This window comes from Actibacterium sp. D185-2 (assembly GCF_054954595.1).
Genome location: NZ_JBPWNX010000001.1, coordinates 653,362 through 670,855 on the forward strand (window position 1 = coordinate 653,362; position 17,494 = coordinate 670,855).

14 protein-coding genes are annotated in these 17,494 nt (G+C 62.5%); 11 read left to right on the forward strand and 3 right to left on the reverse strand.

Annotated elements, in window-relative coordinates; genetic code table 11:
• The first annotated feature begins 39 nt into the window (after positions 1-39).
• The 7 genes from nusG (at position 40) to ACSR1C_RS03245 (ending at position 9,196) form a co-directional block, all read left to right on the forward strand.
• Positions 40-615, forward strand: a complete 576-nt coding sequence (nusG, locus tag ACSR1C_RS03215) for a transcription termination/antitermination protein NusG (RefSeq protein WP_460257870.1) — start codon at positions 40-42, stop codon at positions 613-615.
• Positions 616-711: 96 nt separating this feature from the next.
• Positions 712-2,850 (forward strand): YjbH domain-containing protein, encoded by a 2,139-nt coding sequence (locus ACSR1C_RS03220; RefSeq protein WP_460257871.1) that lies wholly within the window; start codon positions 712-714, stop codon positions 2,848-2,850.
• Entirely contained in the window at positions 2,829-3,527 is a 699-nt protein-coding gene (locus ACSR1C_RS03225) for a YjbF family lipoprotein (protein WP_460257872.1), read from the forward strand. Before ACSR1C_RS03220 ends, ACSR1C_RS03225 begins: the two co-directional genes overlap by 22 nt.
• A gap of 615 nt (positions 3,528-4,142) precedes the next feature.
• Positions 4,143-5,219: a polysaccharide biosynthesis/export family protein gene (locus ACSR1C_RS03230; RefSeq protein ID WP_460257873.1), complete on the forward strand. Its 1,077-nt coding sequence runs from the start codon at positions 4,143-4,145 to the stop codon at positions 5,217-5,219.
• A gap of 6 nt (positions 5,220-5,225) precedes the next feature.
• Entirely contained in the window at positions 5,226-5,660 is a 435-nt protein-coding gene (locus ACSR1C_RS03235) for an arsenate reductase/protein-tyrosine-phosphatase family protein (protein WP_460257874.1), read from the forward strand.
• A 5-nt stretch (positions 5,661-5,665) separates the two neighbouring features.
• On the forward strand, positions 5,666-7,849 hold the full coding sequence (locus ACSR1C_RS03240; protein ID WP_460257875.1) for a polysaccharide biosynthesis tyrosine autokinase: 2,184 nt from the start codon (positions 5,666-5,668) through the stop codon (positions 7,847-7,849).
• 300 nt (positions 7,850-8,149) lie between these two features.
• Positions 8,150-9,196 carry an MraY family glycosyltransferase gene (locus ACSR1C_RS03245; RefSeq protein WP_460257876.1) on the forward strand — a complete coding sequence of 349 codons (1,047 nt, stop codon included), beginning with the start codon at positions 8,150-8,152 and terminating at the stop codon, positions 9,194-9,196.
• Here ACSR1C_RS03245 and ACSR1C_RS03250 read toward each other — a convergent pair.
• The 3 genes from ACSR1C_RS03250 to ACSR1C_RS03260 form a co-directional block, all read right to left on the reverse strand.
• Positions 9,193-10,575 (reverse strand): phosphohexomutase domain-containing protein, encoded by a 1,383-nt coding sequence (locus tag ACSR1C_RS03250; RefSeq protein WP_460257877.1) that lies wholly within the window; start codon positions 10,573-10,575, stop codon positions 9,193-9,195. The two genes, ACSR1C_RS03245 and ACSR1C_RS03250, sit on opposite strands and share 4 nt — an antisense overlap.
• Before the next feature lie 170 nt (positions 10,576-10,745).
• Entirely contained in the window at positions 10,746-11,756 is a 1,011-nt protein-coding gene (locus ACSR1C_RS03255) for an SDR family NAD(P)-dependent oxidoreductase (protein ID WP_460257878.1), read from the reverse strand.
• Positions 11,757-11,779: 23 nt separating this feature from the next.
• Entirely contained in the window at positions 11,780-12,946 is a 1,167-nt protein-coding gene (locus ACSR1C_RS03260; protein ID WP_460257879.1) for a nucleotide sugar dehydrogenase, read from the reverse strand.
• A gap of 276 nt (positions 12,947-13,222) precedes the next feature.
• On the opposite strand from ACSR1C_RS03260, the gene ACSR1C_RS03265 reads away from it, so the two are divergent.
• The 4 genes from ACSR1C_RS03265 (at position 13,223) to ACSR1C_RS03280 (ending at position 17,468) form a co-directional block, all read left to right on the forward strand.
• Entirely contained in the window at positions 13,223-14,125 is a 903-nt protein-coding gene (locus ACSR1C_RS03265; RefSeq protein ID WP_460257880.1) for a LysR family transcriptional regulator, read from the forward strand.
• A 173-nt stretch (positions 14,126-14,298) separates the two neighbouring features.
• A complete protein-coding gene (locus ACSR1C_RS03270) occupies positions 14,299-15,423 on the forward strand; it encodes a BMP family ABC transporter substrate-binding protein (RefSeq protein ID WP_460257881.1) in 1,125 nt (374 codons plus the stop codon).
• A 12-nt stretch (positions 15,424-15,435) separates the two neighbouring features.
• On the forward strand, positions 15,436-16,542 hold the full coding sequence (locus ACSR1C_RS03275) for an ABC transporter permease (protein WP_460257882.1): 1,107 nt from the start codon (positions 15,436-15,438) through the stop codon (positions 16,540-16,542).
• Positions 16,539-17,468: an ABC transporter permease gene (locus ACSR1C_RS03280; protein ID WP_460257883.1), complete on the forward strand. Its 930-nt coding sequence runs from the start codon at positions 16,539-16,541 to the stop codon at positions 17,466-17,468. Before ACSR1C_RS03275 ends, ACSR1C_RS03280 begins: the two co-directional genes overlap by 4 nt.
• The last annotated feature ends 26 nt before the right edge of the window (positions 17,469-17,494 follow it).

Consider the following 17,494-nt stretch of genomic DNA (forward strand, 5'->3'; position numbering starts at 1 on the left):
AAATTGACATGTGCTATCAAAACTAAGCAGGCGTTCAGTTTGTCGTGGCGGGGCAGAAAACTGAATATAAATAATGAATTGTGGTGGAAAATGGGACAAGCTGAAATGCACGGGGCTCAAGATCCATGGTACCTGGCCCAGCTGAAGCCGAACTCTCTTCGGATCGCGGGCGACAATCTGCGGCGTCAGGGATTTCGGGTATTCTGCCCGCTTCAGGAAGAAACACGCCGCAAAGGCGGCCGATTTCAGAAAGAACTTCGGCCGTTGTTTCCGGGCTATCTTTTCATCGGTTTCGGGCGTGACGCGGCACCATGGCGCGCGGTCAACAGCACCTATGGCGTTGCGCGCCTTGTCAGCTTCGGCAGTGGTTTTCCAGAGAGAGTGCCATCGCGCCTGATAAGCAGCCTGATGACGCGTTGCGACAGGGACGACCGGCTGTTGCCGCCCGAGCAACTGCCCCCCGGCAGCGAGGTGCGCATGTCGGCCGGTCCGTTTGCGGATTTCGTGGCGACGGTCGAAGCAATCGCGCCGGATCAGCGGGTTTGGGTGCTGATGGACATCATGGGCCGGTCCACCAGAGTGGCGGTTGAAACAAAACACATGCAGAAGGTCTGATCAGATGCCGATTTGCACGCCAGCTGTTGGCATGAACGCGGGTATTCTTTACGGATCGAACCTAGGCGGCGGCAAAAAGATCGAGGGCCCGTAAGAATGACCCAGCGAACATCCGGTATCTTTCGGGGCGGTCTTCTTGCCGTGCATCTGGGATGTGCCGCCCCTGGGGCGCTGATGGCCCAGACCGTCGAGACGGCGTCGGGCACGTTGCTCAATACCTATGGCATGCCGGGTCTGCTGGATATGCCGTCGGCATTGACCATGCCCGATGCGGAACTGGCGACCACCATTGCCGCTATAGATGGATTGACGCGCAGCACGTTGGCGTTTCAGATCACCCCCAGGCTGACCGGCGCGTTCCGGTATACCATACTCGAAGATTACGGCGCGACCGGGAAGTCATTGTACGACCGGAGCTTCGATCTGCACTATCGGTTTTTGAACGAAGGCACCTGGCGCCCCGCGATGGCGGTGGGGCTGCGGGATTTGGCGGGCACCAGTGTCTATAGTGCGGAATATCTGGTCGCGACCAAGCACCTGACCCCGCGCCTGGCATTTTCCGGCGGGTTCGGCTGGGGGCGGCTGGGCAGCTTCGGCAGTTTCGACAACCCGCTGGGGGCGCTCGACGGATCCTTCGACACCCGCCCGGCCTCCAAGGACGAGGGCGGCCAGCCCAATGTGGATCAGTGGTTCCACGGGCCCGCCGCGCTGTTTGCCGGGGCACAGTGGCAGGCCACGGACAAACTGGCACTGAAGCTGGAATATTCCTCGGACGCCTATGAGCGGGAGGAGGGTCGGGGTCTGATCGACCGCGAGTCGCCGTTCAATTTCGGTCTATCCTATGGCTGGCTTCCCGGTGTGACGCTGGGCGCGCAGTATCTGCATGGCTCGGAACTGGGACTGACGGTCAATTTCACGCTCAATCCGCGCAAGTCCCCGCTGGGCGGCGACCACAGCCCGGCGCCGTTCCCGGTGGTGGTGCGCAGCGGTGCGGCAGACAGCTGGGACGGCGCGATTCTAGAGGATCCGGCGCAGCGCGCGGCGCTTGCCGATCTGCTGGCGCAGGCGTTGGCCGCCGAGGGGCTGGTGCTGGAGCGGCTGGAGCTGAGCCCCGACCATGCCCGGCTGCGGCTGCGCAATACCCGGTTCGACAATCCGCCTCAGGCGCTTGGCCGGACCGCACGCATCCTGACCGCGATATTGCCCCCTTCGGTCGAGCGGTTCGAGATCGAGCCGTCGGTCGAAGGCATGGGCGTGGCCCGCGTTACCCTGATGCGCAGCGATATCGAGCGGCTGGAATATGCGCCCGATGGTATCGCGCAAAGCTGGGCCGCCGCCCAAATCGGCCCGGCCGGCGCCGCGCCGGAAATGGTTGTAGAGCCGCTGCCCCGGTTCAGTTGGGGGTTGGGTCCCTATCTCGCCACCTCGTTCTTCGACCCCGATGATCCGTTGCGGGCCGATGCCGGTGTCGAGCTGCAGGCGCAGTATCACCTGACCCATAACCTGTCGCTGTCGGGGGCGGTGCGCGCCAAGGTGATCGGCAACCGCGACGACGCCACCCGGGTTTCTGACTCGGTGCTGCCGCATGTGCGCTCGGACGCCAATCTCTATGCCCGCAATGGCAAGACCGGCGTCGAATACCTGACGCTCGATCATTTCTCGCATCCGGCGCGCGATCTTTATGCCCGTCTGTCGCTGGGCTATCTCGAAGAGATGTACGGCGGGGTTTCGGGCGAGGTGCTGTGGAAGCCGGTCGAGAGCCGGCTCGCGCTGGGACTTGAGATGAACTATGTCCAACAGCGCGATACCGACAAACTGTTCGGCTTCGACGAATATGATTATGACGTCGTGACCGGCCATGCCTCGGCCTATTACGATCTCACAAACGGGTTCGAGGTGCAGGTCGATGCCGGGCGCTATCTGGCGGGGGACTGGGGGGCGACGCTCTCGCTGGACCGGACCTTTGACAATGGCTGGAAGGTGGGGGCGTTCGCAACGCTGACGGATGTATCCTCTGAGGATTTCGGCGAAGGTTCGTTCGACAAGGGGCTCCGCCTGACAATTCCGCAATCCTGGTTCATGGGCCAGCCGTCGCAGCGACGCGATACCGCAGTGATTCGCCCGCTGCAGCGGGATGGCGGGGCACGGCTGAATGTCCGGAACCGGCTGTATGAACAGGTGCGGGACTATCACGCGCCCGAGTTGGACGATCAATGGGGGCGGTTCTGGCGATGATCGAAACGAGCTTTCGCAAGTATGTCCGGCTGGCGGTTCTGCTGGGGTTGATGGCGGGGTGCGGAACCACGCGCGACGAGCCTCTGGCAGTGATCCTGGGCCAGTTGACCGCCGGGCGCGATGCGGCGGCCGATCCGCGTGCGATGATCACGCCGGAGTTTCTGGCCGGGATCGACCGGCCCTTGCTGTGGGCCGAAATTCCCACGCGCGACGCGGTGGCCACATTGGTCATCCTGGGCCGCAACGGCGACTGGCGCAGTTGGGTCAGCGGTGACGGTGTCGGGCTGAACCTTTACCGTGGCATTCTGGGCGGCACCCGGGGGTTGGGGCAGGATCTGATGATCGCCGATGTGTCCCAAGTGGTCCCCGCAGTGCGGCGGGGCAGCGGCAGTGCGCGCCGCGATCATCGCTATCTTGATGGGGAGAACCACGAGATCCGGCAGACCTATACCTGCCGCTATGTGACCCAGGGCAGTGAGTCGATTGTCCTGACCGGCGGCGCCGGGCACGCCACGCGGCGGATTCGGGAAACCTGTACGCCGGATGCCGGCGGCGCGGGGATGCCGGGTTTCGAGAATCTGTACTGGATCGGTACGGCGGACGGGCAGATATGGAAGTCGCGCCAGTGGGTCGGCCCGCAGATCGGCGAGATCTCGCTTGAGCATCTGCTGCTGTGACCCTGAGAAAGCGTTGCAATACGGTGTCGTCGGGGCCAGAGTTTCTTAGGCCGTGTTGTGCCACGCCGCGATTTTGAGTAGAGTTTAAATCAAGATAGAAAGTTTCAGGAGGCGTTTGCCATGAAAAAAATCTGCCTGTCCCTCGTTACCGTTGCCGCCCTTGCCGGCGCTCCGGTCGTAGCTCAAGCTCAGGCCGCTGGTGGTGCCGGCACCGGTGCTAGCGCTGCTGGTGGTGGTGCTGGCGCTGCTGGCGCCGGCGCCGGTGCTGGTATCGGTGCTGGTGCGGGGCTGGTGGGCGGCCTCAGCGTTACGACTCTCGCTGTCGTTGGCACTACGGTTTTGGTCGCCGGTGTCGCGGCTGCCAGCAGTTCGTCTTCGTCTTCGTCAACATCGGGCACTCGTTGATTGAGCGCCCCTGCTGCGGAATTGATCTGCCTTACCGGTCGGATGGTGTCCGCTTTGCCATTGATCGGGGATGAGGGGGATTTGCCATTCGTAGTTGCCGGGCGGGCTGCATCATCCTGATGTAGCCCGTGCTGTTACTATGGCGTGCGTCGTTTTCCCACCCACCGAGCCGCAGAACAGACGACACAAGTAAGATAAAGAGGCAGATAAATGCGTTACTGGACAATGGTTCTCATTGCCTGCTCGCTTCTGATGTCCTGCGGCATCACCAAGACTGACTTCCCGGTGCGGGAAGAGGCGCAAAAAGACAGCGTGGAAGCGCTTGGCACCAATGTGTCCATTGTCCAACTGACCGCGCAGAATATAAACGACTATAACAAGCCCCGGGTTCAGGGGCGCATCAAGACCACGCTGCCGTCCAATGGCGGCTGGAACTACCGCGTCGGTGTGGGCGACATTCTGGATGTCGTCGCCTGGGATCACCCGGAACTGACGCTGCCCGCGGGCGAGGGGCGCAGCCCGATCGATTCGGGGTTGCGGGTACAGGCAGACGGGACATTCTTCTATCCCTATGTCGGGCAGATTCCGGCACAGGGGCTGACCCCCGAAACCATCCGCACGAACCTGACGTTGGCGCTTTCAGAATTCATCCCGGATCCGCAGCTCGAAGTGCGGGTCGTGGGTTATAACTCACAATATGTTTCGGTCACGGGCGAGGTGGCCGCGCCGAACCGGCAGCCGCTGTCGGCGTCGCCGCTGACCCTGTTGCAGGCCGTGGATGCGGCCGGCGGGCTGACCGAAGAGGCCAACCCGCACGGCGTCACCATCCGCCGCGGCGGAGCGGTTTACAATGTCGATCTTCAGGCGTTTCTGGAGGCCGGGGCCAGCGCCAATAACCCGGTGCTGTACCATGGCGATGTGGTCAACGTGCCGCGACTGACGCTGGCCGAAGCCTTCCTTTTGGGCCAGATTGTCAAGCCCGCGACAATCGACCTGACGCGTGAGAATGTGAACCTGACCCAGGCGCTGACCCGTGTCGGCGGCCTGCGCGAGGATCGCGCCGATGCACGCGGTGTGTTTGTGTTCCGCGACAGCGATCAGGGAATCACGGTCTACCAGCTGGACGCGTCGACGCCGGTCGCCTTTCTGCTGGGAACGCGGTTCACCGTGCTGCCGCAGGACGTGATCTATGTCACAACCGCGCCGATTTCGAAATGGAACCTGCTGATCAGCAATCTGCTGCCCTCAGTGGCCGCCGCGCGGGCTGTGGACCAGTTGGGTGAGTAGGGCGGCATGATAAGTTCCGTTCTGGTCGTTTGTGTCGGCAACATCTGCCGCTCCCCTGCCGGTGAGCGGGTGCTGCGCAATCTGCTTCCGCAGCTTCGGGTCGAATCCGCCGGGCTTGGCGCGTTGGTCGGCCATCCCGCCGATCCGGTCATGTCCGAGGTGGCCGCAGCCCATGGGATTTCGCTGGACGGCCATGTGGCCCGGCAGTTTTCCGCGAAACTCGCGACCGATTTCGATCTGATCCTGGTCATGGAGCAGGGCCACCGCGCAGATGTCATCCGCACCGCACCGCACCTGTCTGGCAAGACCCTGCTGTTCGACCAATGGTCGGGGGGCAAGGGGATCGCCGACCCCTATCAGCGACGGCGCGAGTTTCACCAGAGAATTTTTGACGAGATAACCCAGGCAGCCCAGACTTGGGCAACCAAGCTGGACAGGTAGACGCAATGAGCAACGAGTCGCATGTAGCGGAAGCCGAAAACGACGAAATCAACCTTCTCGAATTTCTGGCGGTGATCTGGGGGGGCAAGATCTGGATTGGACTGACCGTCATGCTTGCGCTGATTGTGGGCCAGATCATGGTCATGCTGACGCAGCCGATCTACAGCGCCGACGGGCTGTTGCAGCTCGAGGAAAAGAGCAGTGGTCTGGCTTTGCCGCTGGCGGTGTCGGATCTGGCCGGGGAAAATCCGCGGGTGTCGACGGAAATCGAGATTCTGCGCTCAAGAATGGTTCTGGAACAGGTGGTCCGGGAGCTTGACCTGGGGGTCAGCGCCAGCCCCCGGCGTCTGCCGGTGATCGGCGAGGCGCTGACGCGCTATCCCCTGTCCGACCCCGGCTGGGATAGCCTGACCCCTTATGCCTGGAGCGATGAGCGCATCAAGCTGGGTGAACTTGTCGTGCCGGAGCACTGGATTGGTGAAGAACTGATCGTCACCTCGACAGGGGACGGCGGATATACGGTCAGATTGCCCGATGGCGCCGAGCGATCCGGCCAGGTACGCGAGCGGCTGGGGGATGACGCGCGGGGCTTTTCCATGCGCATAGACGAACTGGAGGGAAAGCCAGGGCGGGAATTCGTTGTCCGCAAGAGGAACGAAAGCCAGATGGCGCTGAACCTTCGGAACAGGCTTGCCGTAACTGAAAGCAGCCGCCAGTCCTCCATTCTGAAGCTTACGTTCACGGACGCCGATCCGCGCGAGGCCGAACGGATTTTGAATGCAATAGCGCAGGCCTATGTCGCACAGAACATTTCCCGCGGTTCTGCGGAAGCACGCCAAAGCCTGCAATTCATCGAAGAGCAGCTGCCGGCGTCCAAACAGGGGGTGGCCGAGGCACAGACCGCGCTGAACCTCTATCGTCAAGAACAGCAATCCGTCGATCTGAGCTATGAGACCCAGACCCTTTTGGATCGCGCGACGCAGCTTGAACAGGAACTGAGCGAACTTGCGCTACAGGAGGAAGAGTACAAGTCGCGCTTCACCGTAAATCACCCGTCCTATCAGGCGCTTCTAAAGAACCGGGAACGGATCGAAAGCCAGCTGTCGGAACTGCGTGAAGAAACCGGGGCGCTGCCGGAGACGCAAAAGGAAATCTTCAACCTGACGCGCGATCTGGAAGTGGCGCAGCAGGTCTATTTGCAGTTGTTGAACCGGGCGCAAGAATTGCAGGTCGTCCAGGCATCAAGCATCGGAAATGTCCGTATCATCGACAGGGCGCAGGCAAGCGTGCTTCCGATCAAGCCCAGGCAGGGGCGGGTGCTGCTGCTCGCGCTGCTGCTTGGGCTGTTCGCAGGGGCCGGGGCGGTTTTGCTGCGCAACATGCTGCGCCGTGGTGTGCTGGGCGCCGAGGAATTGGAAAAGATCGGCCTGCCGGTTTTTGCCACGATCAACTATTCCCACGACGCCGCCAATCACCGGGCCATGCGCGGGACCTTGCCGATTCTGGCCCTGACCAAGCCGGACGATCTGGTGGTCGAGGCGTTGCGGTCGCTGCGGACATCCCTGCATTTCGGAATGCTCGATGCCAAGACCAGTACGGTGATGTTCACGTCGGCTGCACCGGGGGCGGGCAAAAGCTTCAACGCTGTCAATCTTGCGGTGGTTTCAGCCCAGGCCGGTCAGAAGGTCTGTGTGGTCGATGCCGATTTGCGGCGCGGATACCTGCGGCGCTATTTCGGGCTGGAACGCAATACGCCCGGCCTGGCAGAGCTGCTGGCCGGCGAGAAAACCCTGGACGAGGTCCTGTGTCGAGGGCCAGTTGATGCGCTGGATGTGATCCCGTCGGGCCGGTTCCCGCCGAACCCGTCGGAACTTCTGATGCGCGCCACGTTCCCCGAGTTGCTGGAAGAGCTGAACACCCGCTATGATCTGATCATCATCGATTCGCCGCCGACGCTGGCGGTGACCGATCCGGTTATCATGGGGCGCAGCGTCGGGGCAACGATCGTCGTGGTGCGTCACATGGAAACTGCGATCAGAGAGGTCGAGGCCGTTCGCCAGATGTTTGAAACCGCCGGCAGTCGAATCGCTGGCGCGGTTCTGAATGGTTATACGGCGATGGGGGGGGCGTATGGCAGCCGACACTACTACTACAATTACCGCTATGCATATAAAACCGACGAGAAATAGCAGGATGACTGGTCAAGCGCTGCGTCATCCCGCGTTCTGCCTGCTGCCGGCCGCTTCCAATCGGCAAGAAGTTGCCGTTACGGCAATGTCTGCGCTGCCTGCGGCGTTTTGTGTGCGAGTGGAGGCGTGCCCCTGAGTTGCGAAGGATTTCTGTTACTGTAATGTTGTATGTAAGTTCGGTGGGGGCCGGTTTTATACCGGCGCATAAGCGTCTTTTTTCTTTCCGCTCGGCTGAGCAACATGCAATTGGATTTTGATATGCTTCCCTTCGCATCGTACGCAGCGATTAGCTGCGCGTTGATGGTCTCGTTTCTGGTTTGCCTGTTTCTGGTGATGTCGCGTGACATGCATGGGCATTTCACGATGGACAGCCACGAGGGCATTCAGAAAGTGCACAAGGCGCCGACGCCCCGGGTGGGTGGCATCGGGTTGGTTGTCGCGGCCATCATTGGTGGTCTGCTGCTGCCGGCCGAGGCGCAGGCCCTTTGGTGGCTGCTGTGCCTGTCGGCGCTGCCGGCCTTTCTGTCCGGCCTGGCTGAGGATCTGACCAAGCGGGTCGGGGTCAAATGGCGCCTGTCGGCGACTGCCCTGTCGGGGCTGATCTTTACGTTTCTGACCGGTTACAGCATTGATCACGTCAATATCCCAGGGGCGGACTGGCTGTTGGCTTTTCCCGCGTTTTCCCTGGTTTTCACAGCTTTTGCGATCAGCGGTATCGCCAACGCGATCAACATTATCGACGGGTTCAACGGGCTGGCGTCGGGCTGTTCGATCATTGTGATGGGTTGCTTCGCCTATGTCGCCTGGTCCGCCGGGGACACGGCGCTGTTCAACTGTGCCCTGTTGACCCTGGGGGCGCTGGCCGGGTTCTTTTTGCTCAACTTTCCGTTTGGCAAGATTTTCCTGGGCGACGCGGGCGCCTATTCGGTCGGATTTCTGCTGGCTGTGGTCGCGGTCGCCCTGCCTGCGCGCAATCCCGAGGTATCGCCGCTGATCGGACTCGTGGCGCTTTCCTATCCGGTCACCGAAACTATGGTGTCGATCTGGCGCCGGATGAAGCGGGATGGAACCGATCCCGGGCAGCCGGACCGGCTTCACCTGCACAGCCTGGTGCACCGCAGCCTGGCACGCGGACTGGCCAAGAGGATCGGCCACCCCGATCTGCGCAATCCGATGACCAGTGTCGTCATGTGGATATTTCCGCTGCTGTCGTCGCTGTTTGTCGTCATCGGCAATCAGGTGAACGCCAGCATCCCGGCGCTGGTGGCGGCAATCGTGATTGTCTATCTGCGGTTTTACCGCCGGGTTGCCCTGCTTGGCCCGATGGTTCCGGGATATTCGCGCTAACCCGTTTGCGCGCCGGTCAGAAGACCCCGGATCACGCCGACCTTTTCATCGATCAGCGCCGGGTTTCCCCGGCTTTCGAGGTTGAGCCGGACCAGGGGTTCGGTGTTCGACCTGCGCAGGTTGAAGCGCCAGTCGGCGAAGGTCAGGCTGACCCCGTCGGTATCGTCGCGCGACAGCGCATCGGGGGCCAGCGCCGCCACCACCGTTTCCATCGCAGCACCCGGATCGTCGAGGCGAAAGTTGATTTCGCCCGACGAAGGAAACGCCGCGCGCTGACTGCCGACCAGATCACCCAGCGACTGGCCGCTGCGGCCCATCAGTTCGGCGATCAGCAGCCAGGGGATCATGCCGCTGTCACAGCAGACAAAATCGCGGAAATAGTGGTGCGCGGACATTTCCCCGCCATAGACCGCGCCGGTGTCGCGCAGCGCCTGTTTGATGAAGGCGTGGCCGGTGCGCGACTGCACCGCCACCCCGCCGCCACGGGCCACCACATCCTGAGTGTTCCACACGACGCGCGGGTCATGGACGATCTGCGCGCCGGGCTCTTTGGCCAGAAACGCCGCCGCCAGCAGGCCCACGATATATTCGCCGTCGATGAAGTGACCGACGTGATCGAAGAAAAAGCAGCGGTCGAAATCGCCGTCCCAGGCGATGCCCATATCGGCGTTTTCCGCGCGCACCGCTTCGGCGGTCGGGCCGCGGTTTTCGGGCAGCAGCGGGTTGGGGATGCCATTGGGGAAGCTGCCATCGGGGCTGTGATGCATCCGGTGAAACCGCAGCGGCGCGCCACGCGCTGCAAGGGCTGCGGCGATGGCGTCGAAGGTGGGGCCCGCCGCGCCATTGCCGGCGTTGACCACGACCTTGAGGGGGCGCAGTTGTGCGATGTCGACGAAGGACAGAACCTTGTCGACAAAGGCCGCGCGGGCCTCGGTGCTGACATCCCGGCGGCTGCCGGTGCCGCGTTCGGGGCCGAAGGCGTCGGCCTCGGCCAGGGCGCGGATCTCGGCCAATCCGGTGGCGGCGTCCAGCGGGGCCGATCCGGCGCGGACCATCTTCATCCCGTTGTAATTCATCGGATTGTGCGAGGCGGTGATTTCGATCCCGGCGTCGGCTGCGAAATGGCTGGTGGCGAAATACATCTCTTCGGTGCCGCACAGGCCAAGGTCCAGCACCTCGGCCCCTTCGGCGCGCAACCCGGCCACGACCGCCTCGGTCAGCGCGATAGAGGAGGTGCGGATATCGCGGCCCACCACCACGCGTGTGGCCCCCAGCGCGCGCGCAAAGGCCCGGCCGATGCGATAGGCGATGGGTTCGTCAAGATCGTGGCCAAGGCGGCCGCGTATGTCATAGGCTTTGAAACAGGTCAGGGCGGGCATGTTAATTCTCGATTTGGGACAAATGAGACAATATGACGGGGCGTCGGGGGCTGCGCGGCACAGAGTTTTTCGGAGCGAATGAAATCTCCTTGCCCTGATAACCGCCGGCCCGCATCCCGATCAAGACCATCGGCAGCTTACCGGGGTTTTCTGCCGGTGGGGCCGAGGGTTCAGACCTGATAATACTGCCGATACCATTCGACGAACCCGGCCACGCCTTCGTCCACCCCGGTCTGCGGGGTATATCCAGTCAGGGATTTCAGCAGCGCCGCATTGGCCCAGGTGGCGGGCACGTCGCCAGCCTGCATCGGCATCAGGTTACGCTCGGCTGTGTGGCCGGTTGCGGCCTCGATCGCGGCGATGAAGTCGGTCAGCTGGACCGCGTTGGAGTTGCCGATATTGACCACCCGCCAGGGCGCCACCGGCGACAGGCTGTCGCCCTCGGGCACCACGCCATCTTCGGGGCGCTGCGGCACCGCGTCGATCAACAGGCGGATGCCGCGGACCAGATCCTCGACATAGGTAAAATCGCGCTTCATGTCGCCGTAGTTGTAGACGTCGATCGGGCGGCCCTCGAGGATCGCCTTAGTGAACTTGAACAGCGCCATGTCGGGCCGGCCCCAGGGGCCATAGACGGTAAAGAAGCGGAACATGGTGATCGGCAGATCGTACAGATGGGCATAGGAATGGGCCATGCCCTCGGTCGCCTTCTTGGTCGCGGCGTAGAACGACATCTGGTGATCGGCGCGGTCGGTCTCGGTATAGGGCATGTGGGTGTTGGCGCCGTAGGCCGAGCTGGTCGAGGCCAGCAGCATATGCTGGGGCGGATAGGCACGGGCGGCTTCCAGCAGCTCGAATGTGCCGACGATATTGCTTTCCAGATACGAGCGCGGGTTGTCGATCGAATAGCGCACCCCGGCCTGCGCGGCCAGGTGGATCACCACATCGGGGCGTTCTCGCGCGAACAGATCCATCAGCAAGTCGGGGGTTTCGACCTTGTCGTTGATCGCGGTGAAGCCCGGGCTTTGCAGCAGCATCTGCTGGCGGCGCTCTTTCAGCGTCACATCGTAATAGTCGCTCATCGCGTCCAGGCCGATGACGCGAAAGCCGTCTTCAAGCAGGCATTTGCAGGTGAAATATCCGATGAAGCCGGCCGAACCGGTCACAAGGGCGGTGCGCATGGGGGATCCTTTACGTGACGGGGTCAATCCGCGCCGAACAGGTCGCGCGTATAGATCTTATCGGCGACATCGGACAATTCATCCGTTGCGCGGTTGGCGACGATCACGTCGGCCTGCATCTTGAAGGCAGGCAGATCGTTCACCACCGGTGAGTTGAAGAAATCCGGTGTATCCAGCCCCGGCTCATAGACGATCACCTTGATCCCCTTGGCCTTGATCCGCTTCATGATGCCCTGGATCGAGCTGTCCCGGAAATTGTCCGATCCGGCCTTCATGGTCAGCCGATAGATCCCGACGATGCCGGGGCGCTTGGCGAGGATGCTGTCGGCGATGAAATCCTTGCGGGTCGAGTTGGCGTCAACAATGGCGCGGATCAGGGTCTGCGGGACCTGATCGTAATTGGCCAGCAACTGCTTGGTGTCCTTGGGCAGGCAATAGCCGCCATAGCCGAAGGACGGGTTGTTGTAATGGCCGCCGATCCGCGGGTCCAGGCCGACCCCCTCGATGATCTGGCGCGAGTTCATGCCATGCACCTGGGCATAGGTGTCCAACTCGTTGAAATAGGCCACGCGCATCGCAAGATAGGTGTTCGAGAACAGCTTGATGGCCTCGGCCTCGGACGGGTCGGTCAGCCGCGTGGGCACGTCCTTCTTGATCGCGCCTTCCTTCAGAAGTTCCACGAATGTTTCCGCCCGCGCCGAGCGTTCGCCAACCACGATACGCGATGGGTGCAGGTTGTCGTAAAGCGCTTTGCCTTCGCGCAGAAATTCGGGCGAGAAGATGATGTTGTCGTTGCCCATTTCCGCCGAGACACGCTTGGTATAGCCCACCGGGATGGTCGATTTGATGACGATCACCGCGTCGGGGTTGATCGCACTGACATCGGCGATCACCGCCTCGACCGAACTGGTGTCAAAATGGTTGGTGCGCGGGTCGTAATTGGTCGGGGTCGACACGATCACGAAATCGGCGCCGGTATAGGCGTCGTGTTTGTCCAATGTGGCCCGCAGGTTAAGCGGCTTTTCCGCGAGGAAGAGTTCGATCTCGGGGTCGATGATCGGGCTGCGGCGCTCGTTCAGAAGCGCGACCCGGTCCGCGCTGATATCCAGCGCGACGACCTCGTGGTTCTGGGCCAGCAAAATTGCATTCGAAAGGCCGACATAGCCTATCCCGGCAACGGCAATCTTCATGGATTTAACTCACATATAGAATTGGAATACAGTGCCTCTATTCTTTACGTGGCTTGAAAATGAGAGACAATACCAGACTGGACGGCGCAAGGGCCGATTGCCGCGCGTGGGCCAGTGCCCGTTTTTCGACAATGTCTGCGCAGAATTTGGGCTTTGCACCGTTTCCGGGTCAGATGGGGGGGCCCCGCGCCCTTGCGGCCCTCTTTCGTCGGCGCCGGAATGGTTGCTATGGTTGCGCGAAACCGGTGCAGAAAATGCACCGCTCAGGGGGCGCGCATGAAACATCTTCAGGATTTCAGCTTTATCGAAGCAGTGATGCAGGCAGGGTCCATCCGCAAGGCGGCGGAGGACATGAACATCACCGCCTCTGCCTTGAACCGCCGAATCAACCGTTTCGAGGATGAGTTCGGCTATGAGATTTTCGAGCGTCTGACGCGCGGCGTGCGGCTGAACCCGGCCGGCGAGCTGCTGATCCAGCATATCCGCGCCCAGAAATCCGATCTGGTACGGTTACAGTCGCAGGTTGCCGATCTGGCCGGGGAACGCCGGGGCCATGTCACCATCGCTTGTTCGCAGGCCTTGCTGCCCTATTTCCTGCCCGCCCAGATCGCCGAATACCGCAACGAGCATCCCGGCGTGACCTTCGGCGTCAACGTGCGCGACCGGGTGCAGGCCGAGATCGAGCTCAGCACCTTCCGCAGCGACATCGCACTGGTGTTCGAACCCCGGCATCTGGTCGATTTCGAGGTTCTGCATTCCGCCTCGCAGCCGATCCACGCGCTGATGCGCGCCAATCATCCCCTTGCCCGCAAGGAACGGCTGCGGATCCGCGATTGCCTGGCCTATCCGCATGTCGCGCCAAGCCCCCAATATGCCATCAGAATCTTGCTGGACGATGCGGCCAAGAAAACCAGCTCTTGCGCGGTGTCGCCGATTGTCGAGGCCGAGTCGTTCGATTTCATGCGCCATTATGTGTTGCATGAAAATGCGATCAGTTTTCAGTTCCCCATCGGGCTGCAGCCTGACGCGCTGGGCGGGATGGTGTCACGCGCGCTGTCGCCGCAGGATGTCGAGCCGGGTAACCTGCTGCTGGGGCAGCTTCGGGGGCGGACCTTGCCGGTGGGGTCGGCCAAGTTCGTGCAAAAGTTGATGCAGGCGCTTCAGGTGCACAGCCTGTAGAGGCGGCGGCCATGGGCGGTGCGTTTTTTTCACCGCTATTGACGAAAATTAGCATAAGTCAGAACCGCTTTTTCACATTAGGCTGCGGGCTGTCGAATGAAATCTGTTCGCGCTGTGCCGCCGGGCTGTCGATCCGGCACCCCGGCCCTGCGCGACCGCCAGGGAGCACCCGTATGTCAGACAGAACCACCCTTACCAGACGTCATTTTCTGGGCACCACCGCAGCTGCTGCCGCGGCACTGGCCAGCCCGTTTTCCACCCGCCCCGCGCAGGCCGCAGGCGGCCTGACCGTGGGTTTCATCTATGTCGGGCCGAAGGACGATTTCGGCTATAATCAGGCCCATGCCGAAGGCGCCGCCGCAGTCAAGGCCATGGACGGCGTGACCGTCGTCGAGGAAGAGAACGTCCCCGAAACGGTCGATGTGCAAAGCACAATGGAATCGATGATCAACTTCGACGGGGCATCGCTGCTGTTCCCGACTTCGTTCGGCTATTTCAACCCGCATATCCTGGAACTGGCCCCGAAATACCCCGATGTGCGGTTTGAACATGCGGGCGGGCTGTGGAATGCCGACACCGACCCCAAGAACGTGGGGTCGTATTTCGGCTATATCGGCATGGGGCAGTTCCTGAACGGGATCGCGGCGGGCCATGCGACCAAGACCAAGAAGATCGGTTTTGTCGCCGCCAAGCCGATCCCGCAGGTTTTGCTGAACATCAACTCGTTCCTGCTGGGCGCGCGTCAGGTGGATCCGTCGATCACCTGTCAGGTGATCTTCACCGGCGAATGGTCGCTGGCGGTGAAAGAGGCCGAAGCCACCAACGCGCTGGCCGATCAGGGCTGCGACGTGATCACCTGCCATGTGGACGGACCCAAGGTGGTGATGGAAACGGCCGCCGGGCGCGGTGCCTATATCTGCGGCTATCACGCGAACCAAAGCGCGCTGGCCCCCGACATGTATCTGACCGGCGCGGAATGGAACTGGGCCAGCGTCTATACCGACATGGTGCAGACCACGCTGGATGGCGGCGAGATCGGCAATTTCGTGCGCGGCGGGCTGGCCGAGGGTTTCATCAAGATGAGCCCGCTTGGCCCTGCGGTCTCGGACGCGGCGCGCGCCCAGTTCGAAGACACCAAGGCCAAGATTATGGCGGGCGGCTATGCCGTCATCACCGGCCCGATGAAGGATAACAAGGGCAACGTGATCGCGGCCGTGGGCCAGTCTTTCGTCGAAACCGACGTGGCGCTGGAAAGCATGGACTATCTGGTGGAGGGCGTGATCGGCTCGACCAGCTGATCCGGGGACATCATGCGCGATTCAGCGGCAACACCACCGGCGGCCCAGGGGGCATCGGCACTTCAGGTGCTGATGCCCAGGGCAGAGGCGGTCGTCATTCCCCTGGCGGCGCTGATCTGCGGGCTGCTGGTGTTTTCGCTGTTCTTGCTGGTGCTGGGCAAATCGCCGGCCGATTTTTATGGGCTGGTCTACAAGGCCGGGTTCAGCACGGCGTTTTCATGGCAGAATACCCTGTCGCGGGTGTCGCCGCTGTTGCTGGCGGCACTGTGCGTCGCGCTTCCGGCCCGGCTGGGGCTGGTGGTGATCGGCGGTGAGGGGGCGATTGCCCTGGGCGGGTTGGCGGCGGGCGTGGCCGGGCTGGCGGTCGCCGGGGCGCCGTCCGCCGTCGGGTTCGTCTGCATGGCGGTCGTGGCCGCGCTGGCGGGCGGCATCTGGATCGGCGCGGTGGGTCTGCTGCGGTTCCGGCGCGGGGTGAATGAAACCATCGCCTCGCTTCTGATGGCCTATATCGCGATCGCGCTGATGAATCATCTGATCGAGGGGCCGTTCCGTGACCCCACCAGTCTGAACAAACCCTCGACCGGGACGCTGCCCGCACATCTGCGGGTGGGCGACATGCCGATCGGGATCGACGTGCATTGGGGTTTTGCCGCCGGGGTTCTGGCCTGCATCCTGTGCTGGGTGCTGATCGAGCGCACGACAATCGGTTTCGCGGCCCGGATCGCGGGCGACAACGTGCGCGCGGCGCAGGTTCAGGGCCTGCCGGTGGGCAAGCTGATCGTCGGCTTCACCGCGCTGGGCGGGGCCTGTGCCGGGTTGGCCGGGTTCTTCGAGGTCTCTGCCGTGCTGGGTTCGGCCAATGCCTCGCTCGTGTCGGGCTATGGCTATACCGGGATCCTTGTGGCCTTTCTGGCGCGTCATAACCCGCTGGCCATCATTCCGGTGTCGATCCTGCTGGCCGGGTTCGAGGCCTCAAGCGGTCTGATCCAGCGGCGGATGGACCTGCCCGACGCCACCGTTCTGGTGCTGGAGGGGATCGTGTTCGTGATGATCCTGCTCAGCGAAACCCTGTATGGCCGCTTTCGCATCTTCACCGCCGCCTATTGGAGCCGGACATGAGCGCTGCCGCCGATATCGGCCTTTGGGGCGTGCCGCTGGCCATTCTGGGCGGCGCGATCCGGGTCTCGACCCCGTTTCTGTTCGTGTCGCTGGGTGAATGCCTGACCGAACGGTCGGGCCGGATCAATCTGGGGCTTGAGGGCACGCTGATCTTCGGCGCGATGACCGGCTATGCCATCGCTTTCGAGACCGGATCGGCCTGGCTGGGCGTGCTGGCGGCGGCGCTGGCCGGTGCGTTATTTGGCCTGTTTCACGGCTGGATCTGCAAGTTCCGGGGTGTCAATGACATCGCCATCGGCATTGCGATGATGCTGCTGGGCTCTGGCCTCGCGTTTTTTTTCGGCAAACCATATATTCAGCCGGTCGCGCCGGATCTGCCCGCGATCCCGCTGGGCTGGTGGTCGAGCGTCACGCAGGTGCAGGCGGCGCTGCAGGTCAATGCGCTGTTCCTGATCGGGGCGGCGCTGGCCGTGGCGCTGGGCTGGATGTTCAAATCCACCCGCATCGGGCTGACCATCCGGGTGGTGGGCGACAGTACCGATGCGGCCCGCGCCATGGGGCTGAACCCCGATCTGGTGCGCCTGCTGGCCACCGGCGCGGGGGGCGCGCTGGCCGGTGTCGGCGGGGCCTATCTGTCGCTTTACTATCCCGGCAGCTGGAACGAGGGCGTTTCGTCCGGTCAGGGCCTGATGGCGGTGGCGCTGGTCATCTTCGCCCGCTGGAGCCCGATGAACTGTTTCTGGGCGGCGCTGCTGTTCGGCGGCGCCGGCGCGCTTGGCCCTGCCCTGCAATCGGTCGGCGTGACCCAGGGCTATTACCTGTTCTTCGCAGCGCCCTATGTGCTGACGCTGGGTTTGCTGATTGCCACCTCTTCGCCGCACAAGGCGATGGACGGCGCGCCGGGCGAGCTGAGCATCACGAAATAGGAGCGCAAGATGGACAGTCCGACGGA